3 protein-coding genes are annotated in these 16,363 nt (G+C 61.1%); all 3 read left to right on the top strand.

Annotated features, from left to right (window positions below):
• Window positions 1-124: 124 nt before the first annotated feature.
• The 3 genes from ACZ9IU_RS19365 to ACZ9IU_RS19355 all read left to right on the top strand — a co-directional run bounded on the left by ACZ9IU_RS19365 (window position 125) and on the right by ACZ9IU_RS19355 (window position 16,243).
• Window positions 125-1,153, top strand: coding sequence for a glycosyltransferase family 2 protein (locus ACZ9IU_RS19365; RefSeq protein ID WP_051899838.1), 1,029 nt, complete (start codon window positions 125-127; stop codon window positions 1,151-1,153).
• Window positions 1,150-2,793 carry a glycosyltransferase family 39 protein gene (locus ACZ9IU_RS19360; protein ID WP_038545980.1) on the top strand — a complete coding sequence of 548 codons (1,644 nt, stop codon included), beginning with the start codon at window positions 1,150-1,152 and terminating at the stop codon, window positions 2,791-2,793. The genes ACZ9IU_RS19365 and ACZ9IU_RS19360 overlap by 4 nt, the downstream gene beginning before the upstream one ends.
• Before the next feature lie 562 nt (window positions 2,794-3,355).
• Window positions 3,356-16,243: a T1SS-143 repeat domain-containing protein gene (locus ACZ9IU_RS19355; protein WP_498957631.1), complete on the top strand. Its 12,888-nt coding sequence runs from the start codon at window positions 3,356-3,358 to the stop codon at window positions 16,241-16,243.
• Window positions 16,244-16,363 lie beyond the last annotated feature (120 nt).

Raw genomic sequence — 16,363 nt, 5'->3', positions numbered from 1 at the left:
TCATCCTGCCCAAAAGGCGTAAGGCTGACCGTATCGGAGATACAGGCGGTTCCATCAAAAGCATAAGTGGGCAAGGGTGGAGAGGTCGGCCTAGGATTGCCGCATCGAACCCGCGAGGACTGCGATGCCGAAGCGCCCAATCGAGAGCAGGCCCGTATCGACCATCAGTCTGATCATTCCGGTCCACAACGAAGAGGCGGCCATAGCGCCATTTCTCGAAGCGGCCCAGGAAGCCCTGGATCCTTTGCGCGACGACGGTATCCTGTTCGAATTCATCTTCATCAACGATGGGAGCCGGGACCGCACCCTCAATCGTCTGACAGAGGCCCAGCACGACGAACCGCGCATCCGGATCATCGACCTGTCGCGCAATTTCGGCAAGGAGGCGGCAATGACGGCGGGGCTCGATGCCTGCCAGAGCGATGCCGCGATCCCGATCGACGTCGACCTGCAGGATCCTCCCCACGTCATCCCCTTGCTGATTGCGAAATGGCGCGAAGGTTTCGACGTGGTGCTGGCCAAGCGGGCGGACCGTTCAAGCGACGGATTTCTCAAGCGCCACACCGCCTCGATGTTCTACCGGCTGCACAATCTGATCGCCTCGCAGGAGATACCGTCCAATGTCGGCGATTTCCGACTGGTAGACCGCCAGGTGATCGATGCCCTCAGACAGCTTCCGGAACGACGCCGTTTCATGAAGGGCCTGTTTGCCTGGGTGGGCTTCAAGACGACGGTTGTCGAATATATCCGGGAGCCGCGCATCGCGGGGCAGTCGAAATTCTCCGGCTGGCGGCTTTGGAATTTCGCGCTGGAGGGGATCACTTCCTTTTCGAGTGTGCCGCTGGAGATCTGGACCTATGTCGGAGCATCGATCTCGCTCGTGTCCTTCGGTTATGGCCTGCTGACCATCTTCAAGACGCTGTATTTCGGCGTCGAAGTTCCCGGTTATGCGTCGCTGCTAGTCAGCATGCTGTTCCTTGGCGGTATCCAGCTGATCGGTATAGGCATACTCGGCCAGTATCTCGGACGCGTTTATGCCGAGATCAAGCAGCGACCGATCTATATCGTGCGCCAGAACCTCACCGCACAGGTTCCGCAGGACAATCTGGTTTCGATCGGTCCGAGAGTCCGCCGTCGGCGCGTCACGACATGAGCGCCAATATGGACGCCGTGCGAACCGCTTATCAAAGGGCAATCAGGCGCAAGGACGCTGCCGCCGACCTTGAGAAACCCTCGCCGCGAGGCGGAAGGTCATCGGGCGTATCGGGTGATAGCCGGAGATGGGGCAACATCCCGATCTTTCTCGTCGCGCTGATCGCTGCCGGCATAGCGCTCCGGATTCTCAACCTGACCCTCGACGCTTCGCTATGGGAGGACGAGGTGTTTTCCGTCGCACTGGCCGAAAGCCCGCTGATCGACCTTCTATTCGCGGCGTTGCGCTTCGACACGCATCCACCGCTCTATTATGTCCAGCTGCACTTATGGGCGGCGTTCGGCGACAGCGACCGCTGGTACATCCTCAACTCCACGCTTCTGAGCATTGCAGCCATCGCGGCGATCTATGAGGCCTGCAGGCGCGTCCACGATCGCAGCGTCGCGCTCTGGGCAGGCGCCATCTTCGCCGTGATGCCGCTCCAGCTTTTCTTTGCAGAAAATGTCCGCATGTATCCGATGCTCGCCATTTTGGAGATCGCCCTCTGGTACGTGCTGCAGACGATGGTGAGAGATCGTCATGCGTCGAGAGGGCGGCTCATCGCGGCGCTCTGCCTCGGGCTTGCCGTAACCCTCACCCACGGGCTCGGGTTCTTCGTGACCTTCTTCCTCTTCCTGCATGCGGCGATCCGGCTTGGACGGGCCGCTCCCGGCCGGGATCTGCTGTTCCTGATAGGGATCTACGTGGTGGTGGCGCTGGCCGCGCTCTATCCGCTGGTGATCGGGGCAATCCGGCAGACGGAGGGTATAGCCGGTTTCGATATGCCGACGATCGGCATCCATCTGACGCTGACGCTTCTCGGCCTGGAGTTTCCGTGGCCGACCGTTGCGGGTTTCCTGATGCTGCCGCTGGTGACACTTCTGCCGCTTTCCGAACCCCGAGCCCGTTGGATCGGCGGTCTCCTGGTCCTGTTGCCGCTTGCGGTGCTGCTGGCCATCTCGCTGCTCTTCAAGCCGGTCTTCATCTACCGGACGCTGGGGCTCTTCCTGCCTTTTCTGGCAATCTCGCTTGCCCTTTACGCCGATGCGGTTTTCAAGGCGCATGCCATCGCACAGCGGATTGTCGTCTCGGCCGTTGTTCTGCTGATGTTGGCCGGCGGCCTGAACTACACCCTGAAATTCGAAAAGCGAGGATATCGCGAGATCATAGCCGCATGGGAGGCACAGTCTCCGACGGACGCCGTCCTCATGACGAACGGGCCTTCGGAATTCTGGGCAGTCCTGCGATACCTCAATAACGGAGAGGGAAGACGGAGCGCCCTGGAGGTTCAGCCGCCGGTCAGGGACGGCATGCTGCGGATCAAACAGAAACTGGAGGGTGTCGGCGCCGCGAGCCTGGGGCTGTTCGGGCGTTCGAATTATGCCCAGGTCGGAAACCGCAGGATCTATCCGTATTTCGCCGAGGATGTCGCGTCCGGCCTTTCTGCCTTCTGGACCCTCAATCCTCCAAAAGCCGGCTGCGCCTTGGCGAATGCGGGAATTGGTGCGGATGTCTCCGGCTACCGGGAGGATGCCGATATCTCGCTCAGCGGCCATCATCTTACTGAATGCCGCAATTTGAGGTTCGGCCCGAAAGCATAAACCGCAGCTTGCTGATCCGGTGAGGCCGGAGTCCGAGAGAGATGATACAAATTTTATTAAAATTTAATATAGTATAGTTTGCGGATTGCTCGGCTTCTTACGGAAGTTGCTTGAATAACCGAACAATCATCGTTTCCGGCAGCGAGTCCGCGGGTCTGTCAAAGCAGACCTCGCATGTCAGCCAGTAAAATCATCGCGTTATAGCTTGCTTGGCTTATCCAACACCCAACCTGATTGGGTCTGTGGCTCACCGGCCAGGCAAAATTGCGGGCCGAATCAACCCTCTTCCCGTTGGCGAATCGGTTGCCTGAGACGGCCCTAGCCCGATCAGGTCGAGCGTATGCCTGTAGCAATCATCCAAGATACCGTTTGGAAACCATGTTTTTAGCCCGGTAGGGGCAAGATGTGTGGCTTTAATACGTCTCCCGGCACGCCAGTTAACCTTCCGTCAACAATTCCTTTCCCCGCACATAACCGGCTATATCCCGAAGGTTAAGGAACTCTTGCTTTATATTTGGGCGCGGAGTTGATTGCGGCACAGTTTTTATTGGGGGTTAGAGTCATGTCCGTTGAAGATCCGCGCCTGTCGAACATCTCAGAAGAAAATCTGACTGAGAATTTCTCGTCGGATATCCAGGAGGAAATTGCATCCTCCTCGACACCTTCTCCGATCGAGCACGAGATCCAGGTAGCGCAGGCCGGCGATGGCCGCACTCCGACGACGGGCCGCGTCCCGACGGATCCGAACGCGCCGGTGGCTCCTCCTGCAGCTCCGGCCGCGGAAGTGACCCCGGATGCCAACAACATCGTTCACCTGGCGGCAAACGTTGCGATTGACGATGTCCACGTCGACGGCGCGAACCTGATCCTGGTCCAGGCGGACGGCACCGAGATTGTCATCCTCAACGGCGCCACCAAGATCCCGACGATGCTGATCGGCGAAGTCGAGGTTCCCCAGCAGGTGCTTTTCGCAGCGCTGGAAGACAGCGGCATCAACGTCGCGGCCGGCCCCGATGGATCCTATAGCGCAAGCGGCCGCCCCGACAGCTCCGGCGCTCAGTTCGAAGACTCGATCCAGGGAAACCAGAACGGCCCCATTCAGCTGGCATCCCTGCTTGGCGACACGGACTTTGGTGGCGGCGGAGGGCTTGACGCCCAGACGGGCGCAGACGATCAGCCGATTGCTATCAATATGTCGACGCCGTTCGCTCTGACCGAATCGGTGCTCGTCGACGGCATCACCGGCAACGAGACCATCACCGGCGTGCTGCAGTTCGACGGCGGCGACGACTTTGGAATTGTGACTTCGGTCAATTTCAACAACGCCAACGACATGAACGAGGGACCGAGCCCGACCCCTGGCGCCTCGGAGGCGCTGTTCTCAGGCGGCCATCCGGTCACCGTCACGACATCTCCGGACGGCCTGACGGTCACCGGGACGATCACGGTTGGCGATGTTACCACCGCGGTATTCACGTTCCACGTCACGAATGCGGTCACTGGTGAGTTCACCTTCACGCAATCCCAGCCGCTTGATCATCCGGATGGCAACGAGGTCAGCACCGACGATATTCTGCGGTTGAACTTCTCGTTCACGGTTACCGACAAGGACGGCGACGCATCCACCGGTTCGTTCATGATCGATATCGCCGACGACGGTCCGTCGATCAGCGGTCCAGTGAAGCTCGCTTCCGTGAACGAGGACGATCTTTCGAATGGCAATGACGAGGGAGAATCGCACGAGAGCCTCGTCAGTTCGGCAGCTCTTGGCATTTCCTGGGGTGCGGACGCCAATGTCAAGGGCGAGTCGGAAGGCGACACTTTCGGTCGCTCGATTGCCTTCAATAGTGACGGCCTGCCGCAGAACCTGACGTCGGGTGGCGTTGGAATCGTCTATGGCGAGGCGACGGTTTCGGCCAATGGTACGGTGACCATAACGGCATACAAGGGCGTCGAAGGTCCGGCGGTGTTCACCGTCACCCTCGATCCGACCTCCGAGCATGGCACGGCGACGTTCGAGCTGAAGGGGCCGCTTGACCATGCTTCCGACAGCGATGCTCTTCCGCTGACTTTCAATTATACGGCAACGGACGCCGATGGCGATTCGCAGACCGGCAGCTTCTCCGTCACGGTCGACGACGATATTCCGGTCATCGGCGAGAATTCGCTGGTTCAGCTCGACGACGATGCGCTGACCGGCGGTAATCCGGCAGGCAACGGCGATGATGCCGACTCCGTCAACGCCACGGGCGTACTCGCGCATGCTTACGGCGCCGATGGTGCCGGTTCGGTGCTGTGGATCGGCAGCGGCCTGACGCTGCCTGAAGGCTTCACCGCGACGCCGTCCGAAGACGGCAAGGTGATGACCATCTATCAGGGCGAACGCGCGGTCGTTTCGATCACCATCACCGACACGGTGACGGGCGCCTATGAGGTCACCCAGCTTGCACCGATCAACCATCCGCAGGGGACGATCCCGGGGACGGAAGACAATGTGCAGTTCACGATTTCCTACCAGGTCACCGACAAGGACGGCGATGCGGCTGCAACGCCGGGCACGCTGACCATCAATGTCGACGACGATATTCCGACGATCGGCGAGAATTCGCTGGTGCAGCTCGACGACGATGCGCTGACCGGCGGTAATCCGGCAGGCAACGGCGATGATGCCGACTCCGTCAATGCGACGGGCGTACTCGCGCATTCTTACGGCGCCGATGGCGCCGGCTCGGTGCTGTGGATCGGCAGCGGCCTGACGCTGCCTGAAGGCTTCACCGCGACGCCGTCCGAAGACGGCAAGGTGATGACCATCTATCAGGGCGAACGCGCGGTCGTTTCGATCACCATCACCGACACGGTGACGGGCGCCTATGAGGTCACCCAGCTTGCACCGATCAACCATCCGCAGGGGACGATCCCGGGGACGGAAGACAATGTGCAGTTCACGATTTCCTACCAGGTCACCGACAAGGACGGCGATGCGGCTGCAACGCCGGGCACGCTGACCATCAATGTCGATGACGACACGCCAGTCTCGAAGGGTGTGGTGACGGCTTCGCGTGTTCTCGACGACGAAGCGCAGAGCGAGTTCACGCCGGCCAACAATGGCGGCTTTAACGATGAGAACCCGAACTACAGCACTGTGTCGGGCGGCGCGGGTGCGCTGTTCACGGCGGGTGCGGATGGTGTGAAGTCGGTCGCGATCTCGGGTCCTGCCTTTGACGTGATCTACAAAGACGCCCAGGGTTTTGCGAAGACGGAAGCGGTTTCGTGGAGCGGCGGTGTCGTCGGTTCCGACGGGACGACGACGTTCACGGCGACGAGCGCCAACTATCCGGCCGGGACACCGGCTGCGGTCCTGGTGATCAAGGCGGACGGTTCCTATACGTTCACGCTGGGCGCGCCGGTTGCGCATGACACGGTGAGCATTTCGGAAGACAACAAGTCGCTGTCGTTTGACTTCACGGTGACGGACGGCGATGGCGACAAGGCGACCGGTACGCTGAAGGTCGACGTCAACGACGACACGCCTGCGCCGATCGTCTCGCTCGTGTCCGGTTCAGCCACTCTCGACGACGAGGCGCAGAGCGAATTCACGCCGGCCAACAATGGCGGCTGGGGAGACGTTACCCCGAACTACAGCACGGTATCGGGCGGTGCAGGTGCGCTGTTCACGGCAGGTGCGGACGGTGTGAAGTCGGTCGAGATCTTGGGTGCTGCCTTTGAGGTGATCTACAAGGACGCTCAGGGCTTTGCGAAGACGGAAGCGGTTTCGTGGAGCGGCGGTGTCGTCGGTTCTGACGGGACGACGACGTTCACGGCGACGAGCGCCAACTATCCGGCCGGGACACCGGCTGCGGTCCTGGTGATCAAGGCGGACGGCTCCTACACGTTCACGCTGGGCGCGCCGGTTGCGCATGACTTTTCTCTGCCGGGCTTCGAAGATGACAAAAAGCTGCCGTTCGGTTATGTCGTGACGGACGGCGATGGCGACCATGCCGTCGGTGCCCTGACCATCGATGTCAACGACGACACGCCGAAGGCCTATGTAGTGACGTCGACGACGGTTCTGGACGATGAGGCTCAGGGGGCGGGCAATGCCGGCGGTTTGGGCGACGTTGTCAACGAGCATGTCGCGACCGGGCTTGCCGGTTCGCTGTTCACGGCGGGCGCCGACGGCGTCAAGTCGGTAGCCATCAACGGTCCGGCATTCAGTGTGATCTACGAACAGGGCGGTCTTGCCAAGACGGAATCCGTCGACTGGAGCAATGGCGTCAAGGGCGCCAACGGCTCGACGACGTTCACGGCGACCGGCCATCTCTCCGGCCGGACCGCCGCCGTTCTGGTCGTCAACGCCGATGGTTCCTACAGCTTTACTGCCGAGGCGCCGATCGTCCATCCGACCGCCGGCACCACCGAAGAGAACACGACCCTGTCGATCGGCGTCACCGTTACCGATGGTGACGGCGACAAGGCTACCGGTACACTCAAGATCAATGTCAACGACGACACTCCGATCTCCACCGGTGTGATCGGCACTGGCGCGATCACCGAAAGCGCCGCAGGCGGTTCGATTGCAGGCGAGCTTTCCGCCCTGGTATCGCCGGGCGCTGACGGTCTCGGCCGCTACTCGGTTGAAACCACCGGTCTGTCCTCCAGCCTGACTTCGCTGACGTCCGGCGGTGTCGCGCTTACCTATTCCGTCGTCGGCAATGCCCTGGTGGCGAAAGCCGGTGCGGCGACGATCTTCACCTTCAGCGTCGATCCGGCCACCGGCCATTACACCTTTGCGCAGACCGGCCCGCTCGACCACACCGACAGCGTGGTTATCGATGGCGTGTCGATCCCGGCTGCCGCTCTCGACGCTGCCGGCAGTCATGCAGCTGTCGCTGATGTCGGCGGCAACGATCTCGCCTTCGTGGGACACCTGCCGGACGGCGACGCGATCATCCGCGTCAGCAATTCTGGCAATACCGCAGTCACCTGGACGCTGGACAACAATAACCCCGGTGGAACGGACTATGTTATCAACATCCCGGCCCACACCACCTGGTATTTGAATGTCGGCAATGTCCCGAACCAGACGAAGTTCGATCTTGACGGTGTAGGTTCGCCGAATGGCTCTACAACCGTCAACAATGGTCATTCGATTACCTTCACCGACGGCGACGGTTCGCTGGCGCTGGACCTTTCGTCCGCCGTCACGGTAACCGATGGCGACGGCGACAGCGTGGCGCTCCATGACCAGCTGATCGTCACCGTCACCGATAGCGTGCCGACGGCCGGCCCCAATGCCATCGGAACGGTCGAGGAAGGCGGCTCGGAAACCATCACCGCCGCCCTGACAGGCCTCTCCTGGGGTGCGGATGCCGGCAGCGCGCGTACGCTTTCCTTCACTGGAAGTGTCGCGACAAAGGATCAAAACGGAGCGTCGGTGACGACGCTCAGCTCGAACGGCAATCCGGTGACGATCGCCGTCATCGGTGGTGTGCTTACCGGGTTCACCGGCTCTGCCAACCCGCCGGCGCTGGACCATATCGTCTTTACAGCATTGCTCAATGCTGCGACCGGCGGTTACACCTTCTCGCTGCTTCAGCCGCTGGACCATACGGCGCCGAATGCGACGAGCCAGTATCTCGATCTGGCCCTCGGGTTCACCGCCACCGACGCAGACGGCGACGCCGCCACCTCGACGGTGACCGTTCGCGTCGATGCCGCCGGCTCGATCGACTCGATCAACTATTCCAGCCTTTCCACCAACGTCTTCGTCAACCTTGACGGTGCTGCCCACATGGTCGGCGGCCAGACCGTTGCAGCTGACACCGCGACCGACGGTGCCACCGTGATCGACAAAGTGATTGGTATCGACAGCGTCTCGGGCATCGTCGATGCCCTGGGTGGTGCCGGCAACGATGTGCTGATCGGCGGCGACGAGGCCAACAAGCTCACCGGCAATGGTGGCAACGATTACCTGGATGGCGGTCTCGGAGCCGATGTTCTCGACGGCGGTGAAGGTAACGACACCTTCGTCCTCGGCGCGGATGTGACCGGTTCCGGCACCCGCAACATTCAGCTGGGTGACGGCAGCCTGCTGGCGGTCAATATCGCTGGTCTTGCCGGCACTGCCGACCAGGTTATCGGTGGCGCAGGATACGACACGATCATCCTGGAGCGTGACGGCAAATCGGGCTTCGTGGCCGATTACAGCACGGCTCCCGGTTATCTCTCCGGCGTCGAAAAGATCGTCGGCACCGATGGCAATGACGTCATTCTTCTGGCTGCGGGCTCCACTGCGGACGGCGGACCGATCACCATCGAAGGTGGCGACGGCAACGACATCCTCGGCGGTTCGAATTCCGCCGATATCATCAACGGCGGCACGGGCAACGACCTGATTTCCGGCCTCGGCGGCAACGACATCCTCAAGGGCGGTGCCGGCAATGACGAGATCTGGGGCGGTCTTGGCGCCGACAAGCTCTATGGCGAAGACGGCAACGACATGCTGGTCGGCGGCAAGGGCGACGATCTGCTCGACGGCGGCACCAACAGTGCCGTTGGCTTCAACCGGCCATCCAACCCTGCATCGGGTGACGCCGCAACGATTATCGCTTCGGCTTTCGGCGGCGACACCGCAGACTACTCGTCGCTGACGACGGGTGTGTTCGCCAACCTGGGTGACGCCGCAACTTGGCCGGCCGCTATTCCGGCCCACAGCGCAATCGATAGCAACGGCGCCAATGATGCGGTCGGAACGGATACGCTTGTCGACATCGAAAACCTGACGGGCGGTATCGGCGACGATATTCTGGCCGGTGACGGAAACGACAACATCCTCAAGGGCGGCGCAGGTTCCGACACGCTTCTCGGTGGTGCAGGCAGCGACCTTCTCATCGGTGGCGATGACAATGTTGGCGACAACCTCTATGCCGGTTCCGGTAATGACGTGCTCGTCCTCGGCAATGGCGGCGGTACGGCCAAGGGCGAAGGCGGCAACGACCTGATCTATGGCGGCTCCAGCGGCGATTGGCTCTATGGCGAAGACGATGGCAACCCGAACCCGGTCGACGCCGGCGACGACATCATCTTCGCTGGTGGCGGCAACGACCATATCGAAGGGGGCGGCGGTGCCGACAAGCTGTATGGCGAAGACGGCGACGATACGCTGATCGGGGGCAAGGGCGACGACCTGATTTCCGGCGGCACAGGCAACGACACCTTCGTCTATAAGGTTGGCGACGGTGCCGACGTGATCGACGGGGGCACGGAAACCGGCTCGATCTTCCCGGACTACGACGTCCTCAAGATCGCCGGCGATGCCGAGGGCCGGACCTTCACGATCGGCAAATCGACCCTGGCGGACCCGCAGAATGTTGCGCCGGCCGACGATCGGCCCGACGTGCTGGTCACCTATAGCGGCACCGGCGGAACGACTGTACGGGCCGACGAAATCGAAGGCATCGAGATCACCCTGCATGCAGGCGGCGGCACGATCAATGTCGGCGATCTCTCCGGCACCGCCATCGCACCTTCGACCATCGCCATCACCGGCGGTACCGGCGACGACATCATCAACCTGGCCGGTCTTGCCGGCACCAAGGTGGTCGTCACCGACGCCGACGACACCACTGGCGGCGACGTGGATACGATGATCCTGGCCGGCAAGTGGGCCGACTACGACATCGTTCGGGCCTCCGACGGCACCTTCTCCTTCAGCCTCGGCGGCACCGTCGTGGCGACGGCGAAGAACATCGAGCAGTTCACCTTTGCCGGTGAGAACAACGGCAACGGCGGCACCGTGCAGGCCATCGAGCTGGTCAACGATGCGCCGCATGCCATTGCCGACACCAATGCGGGCGATCCGGTAATCGAGGCCGGCGGCATCGCCAACGGCACGGCCGGCGACGCTTCGGCAACCGGCAATGTGCTGACCAACGATACCGACGCCGATATCTTCGACACCAGGACCGTCACCTCGATCCAGTTCGCCGGCGGCGGGTTGACGGCCGTTCCCGGCAATAATGGCGATGTCACGGTTGCCGGCACCTACGGCACGCTGACAATCCATGCGGATGGCAGCTATGCCTATGCACTGGACAACAATGACGCCGACACCCAGGCGCTTGTCCAGAACACGCACGCCAGCGAAGTCTTCACCTACGGGATGAAGGATGCCCATGGCCTGACTTCGACTGCGTCGCTGACCATCGCGATCACCGGCACCAACGACGCCACGGTCATCGACCTGAATGGCGCGGCTGGCGGAAACGGTGCGGCGACCAACGCCACGGAACAGACACCGCAGCAGTTCGCCTGGCAGGCAAGTCTTGCCGATGTCGACTCTTCGACGCTGCAGTCGATGACGGTGACGCTTGCCCACAACCTTGATGGAGCAAGCGAGACGCTCTTCCTCAACGCGACGGCAACCGCCGCCGCCGTGGGCTTGAACGTCGGCTACAATTCAACCACCGGCGTGCTGTCGGTCACCGGTTTGGCATCGATCGCCACCTATGAGACGATCCTCAAGAACATCGTCTACCAGGACAACAGCGATAACCCGGATACCTCGATCGACCGCACCCTGACCGTTGTGGTCAATGATGGGGTTTCCGATAGCGCGCCGCAGGTTGCGACCGTTCATATGATTGCCATCAACGATGCGCCGGTATTGGCCGGCACGTTGACTGGGGTGGTCGCAGAAGGCGGCAGCCACGTCCTCACTTTCGCCGAACTCGGCTATACCGATCCGGACGATGTCGACGGCGGCGTGGTCTTCCAGGTCTCCGATGTGACGCACGGGGTGATTTCCAACGGCGGAGCTTCGGCAACCTCGTTCACCGCCGCCGAACTCAAGGCCGGCCTGATCACCTACACCCATGACGGTTCGGAAGGTTCGACCGCATCCTTCTCGGTCAAGGTCGAGGACGGCAACGAGGACAACTCGGCACCTGGCACCGGCACCTTCAACTTCACCGTGACGCCGGTCAACGATGCACCGGTGGCGCATGACGACGTCTATTTCATCGACGAGGACACCACCCTCTCGGGCGTCAACGTATTGACGAACGACACGGATGCCGAAGGCGATACCCTCATCAGGGTTGGCAACATAACGGTTGGGGGGAACCCGGCCGCATCCGCATCGCTGGAGACAGGCGGCGCGTTGACCTATCACGCGGAGGCAAACGAGAGCGGTTATTCGGTCATCGGCTATACGGTCTCCGACGGCAACCTCACGAGCCAGGGTACGATCACCGTCAATATCCGTCCGATCGCGGACGCCGCCACCATCTCCGGCTCCGGCTCCGGCAGCGAAGATGGTGCGGCCGCCATTGGGCTCAATATTGCTCTTGGCGACACGGATCATTCCGAGAAGGTGACACGAGTTGAGTTGAGCGGTTTCCCGGACGGTGCAACCTTCAACCAGGGCTCGTTGCAGGGTGGTGTCTGGGTCATCGAGAATGCTGCCGGGGTTGTTACCACCGGGCTGACGATGACTCCGCCGGCCAATTACAACGGCAACTTCACGCTGAACGTGGCAGCAACGGTCCTCGACAGCGCTATGCTCTCCGATGGCCTTCACACGGATACCGCGGTTTCGACCGGTTCGATCGAGGTTGCCATCACAGCGGTGAACGATGTGCCGGTTCTCGTCCAGCCGATTGCCGACCAGAGCATTGCGGAGGAAGGCACGATTTCCTTCCAGGTTCCGGCAGGCACGTTCTCGGACATCGACTCGGCACTGACCTACACGGCAACCCTCGGCGATGGTTCGGCACTGCCGGCCTGGTTGCACTTTGACGCCGGGACAGGGACTTTCAGCGGTGTTGCGCCGTTGAACTACAACGGCAGCTTCGATGTGAAGGTGACTGCCACCGACGGTTTGAACGACGTTTCGGACACCTTCAATATCGCGGTCACGCCGGTCAACGATACACCGACCCCGCACAACGACGTCTTTTTCGTCGACGAGGACCATACGCTCTCCGGCGTCAATACCCTCGCCAACGACACCGATGTCGACGGGGATACTCTGCATCCGACCGCGGCGACCATCACGTCGGGGCCGACGGGCAGCGGCCTCCTGTACTCCAACGGGGACCTGGTCTACACGCCGCACGCCAACGCCAGCGGTATCACCACGATCCAGTATACGGTATCTGACGGCAGTGGCGCCGCAAACGCCACGGCTTCGGCAACCATCACGGTCAATATTCGGCCGGTGGCTGATACTGCGACGATCTCCGGTTCTGGTCTCGGCGCTGAAGACGCAGCGGCCAACATCGCGCTCAACATTGCCCTTGGCGACACCGACGGGTCGGAAAAGGTGACGCGGGTCGAACTGTCGGGCTTCCCGGCCGGTGCGACCTTCAGCCAAGGCGCGCTCGAAGGTGCGGTTTGGGTCATCACCGATACCGCCGGGGTCAATACCTCCGGCCTGACGATGACACCGCCGCACGACTTCGCCGGCAACTTCGACCTGAACGTTGCGGCGACGGTCCTTGACAGCGCCACGCTCACCGATGGTCTGCACACCGATACTCTGGTTTCGACCGGTTCGATCGGGGTGGCCATCACGGCGGTGAACGACGGCCAGGCAACGATCTCGATTTCCGACAGCACTCCGGCGACCCCGCCGACGGTCGGCGATGTTCTGCACGCCACGCTGGGTTCCGATCCGGACGGCGCCGCGAGCAACGTTGTCCACACCTGGCTGCGTGACGGCACCGCGTTCGGTGCAACCACGGCGGATTACACTCTTACTGCCGCCGATGTTGGGCACCAGATATCAGTCCAGACCACCTATGTTGACGGCCAGAACTTCAGCGAGACGGTCACCAGCGGTGCGACAGCAACCGTACTCACCAACAACCATGCGCCGGTTGCCGTAAACGATACGCTGTCGTTTGGCGGCGGCGCGACCCCTGCTCCAAGTGGCACGGGCTGGTCGCTCAACACGGATAACGGTCACTACTACAAGGTCGTCAATTCGCAAGTAAGCTGGTCGACGGCTGTGAATAACGCGGAAAGTGCGGGCGGCTATCTGGCGACGGTTACCAGCGCCGGAGAGAACACCTTTATTCAATCGCTGATGGGAGCCAACAAGTTCTACTGGCTCGGCGCGTCTGACGCCGGAACCGAAGGTGTTTGGAAATGGGTCACGGGCCCGGAGGCCGGCACGACTTTCTGGACAACCACGAATGTCGACGCCAATGGCGTTCAAGGCACCGCATCGGGCTTCAATTCCTGGCCTCTCGCCGCTGTCCCTGGTTATGTTTATGAGCCCAACGACAATTGGGGCGTTGGTGAAGACTATCTTCTCGCCCGCAAGGACGGCTGGTGGAATGACGGTACGAGCTCGAGCAGCGGATCCAACGGCTATGTGATCGAAGTCGGTGGCGCGATCACCAACGGTGGCATATCCGAGGACGTTACCAAGACGTTCGCGGCCACGTTGCTGACCGCCAACGACACCGATGCCGATGGCGACACCCTGACGGTGACTTCCGTTACCAACAGTGCCGCCGGCGCCACCGTTACCTTGAACAACGACGGCACGATCAGCTACAACGCTTTGTCTTCCACGACGTTGCAGGCGCTCCATGCTGGCGACGTCCAGACGGACACCTTCTCCTACACGATCAGCGATGGTCATGGCGGAACCTCGACGGCAACGGCGACGATCACCATCAACGGTGTCAACGACGCCGCAGTGGTCAGCGGCGTGGGGACAGGTACAGTGACGGAGGCGACCAGCGCCAACACTGGAACGCCAACCGCGACCGGTGATCTCAACTCGACCGATGTCGACGGCACTAATGACGCCTGGACCGCTGTGACGACGGCGACCGCGAGCGCCAACGGCTACGGCACCTACACCATGGATGCCACCGGACACTGGACCTATGCGCTGGACAACGCCAATCCGACCGTCAATGCGCTGAATGCAGGCAGCCAGCTGAGTGATACGTTCACCGTCACGACGGCGGACGGAACAGCAAAACTGGTAACGGTGACGATCAACGGAGCCACGGATCCGGCGCTTCCGGCGACGGCAAATGTCTACGATGTAGGCAAAAATAGTGCGGGGAATTCGGCCGCTTCTGCCTATGTTTTGAATGGTCCGGGAGCCGTAACCACATTCGTCAAATCGGCGGATCCCGACATCACGGATGCCTCGCATAACCCGTCGATCACTATCAGCGCGGAGGCAACCAACGGCCAGACGGATTATTACAAGTTCGTTGTCACCCAGAATGGAACTGTCGTTACCTTCGATATCGACCACACCGGCATGGATACCTGGATCCGTATTCGCAATTCCGCGAACGACACCACCATTGCTGAAAATGATCAGGGCAACCCGGTCGATGGTGGCAGCAGCTCGAACAATGAATCCTACCTGTCAGCGACTCTGAATGCAGGAACTTACTACCTCCAGGTTGGGCGGGCAGCGTACAGCCAGCAGGCAGGGGATTATGTCTTCTCCACCTTTAACAACACCGCCCAGACCTACGAACTTCAGGTCTCCATCAAGGCGCCAGGCGTTGATCCGCTCATCCTCGACCTCGATCATAACGGCGTCGCGCTGACCTCGCTCGACCATGGTGTCACCTTCGACATCAATGCCGACGGCCATGCCGACAAGATCGCCTGGACTGCCGGCACCGATGGCATTCTTGCCCTCGACGTCGATGGCAATGGCAAGATCGACAACGGTTCGGAAATCTTCTCTCCGGACTTCGCCGGCGGCCATTATGCAGACGGCCTGGCGGCACTTGCCACGCTGGACAGCAACCATGACGGCAAGATCGATGCACTGGACGCCGATTTCGGCAAGCTGCTGGTCTGGCAGGATCTCAACCACAACGGCATCACTGATGCCGGGGAACTGCTTGGCCTCGATGCCCACGGCGTCACCAGCCTGTCGCTGGATACCGCGGCCTCCAGCGCGACGATCGACGGCCAGACGATCCTGGCGGAAGGCAATTTCCATATGGCTGACGGCTCGACCGGCAGCTTTGTCGAAGTAGCCTTCGACACCGAGTTCGGCAGCTTCGACCACTCCCTGGTCGGAACGGATGGCGACGACATCCTTGCCGGCATGCCGGGCCTGACGCAGATGACCGGCGGTGCCGGCGCGGATACCTTCGTGCTCGATCCTTCGGCCCTGCACGAACTCGACATGGCCGACATCATCACCGACTACAAGTCGAGCGAAGGCGATGCGGTCGATGTTTCGAAGCTCCTCGACACCCTGCTTGGTCATCAGGCAACCGGTGAAGAGGCTGCCGCGAACGTTCGCACCACGATTGCCGGCAACGACACGACCGTCAGCGTTCAGGTGGCGACCGATAGCTGGAAGGACGTCGCCGTGCTTCAGAATCACACGGAAGCCGTCAAGATTCTCTTCGACGACGACAAGCACGCGGCCAACATATCTCATGTCTAAGTGAAGATTGCCCAAAATCGAAACAACGGAAAAGGCGCGCAAGCGCCTTTTCTTGTTTCAGAAGATGCTGATCAATAAAATAATACCAAAACTTGAGTCTCTTCAATTTTATACACTTTT

It is taken from the genome of Mesorhizobium sp. USDA 4132, assembly GCF_056279545.1.
Note: the sequence above shows the minus strand (reverse complement) of the source record. Positions and strands in the feature narration are given on the sequence as shown.

Bases quoted from the DNA above. Each gene is read 5' to 3' on its own strand.
- ACZ9IU_RS19360 (WP_038545980.1), top strand. From the start codon at position 1,150: ATGAGCGCCAATATGGACGCCGTGCGAACCGCTTATCAAAGGGCAATC.
- ACZ9IU_RS19355 (WP_498957631.1), top strand. From the start codon at position 3,356: ATGTCCGTTGAAGATCCGCGCCTGTCGAACATCTCAGAAGAAAATCTG.
- ACZ9IU_RS19365 (WP_051899838.1), top strand. From the start codon at position 125: ATGCCGAAGCGCCCAATCGAGAGCAGGCCCGTATCGACCATCAGTCTG.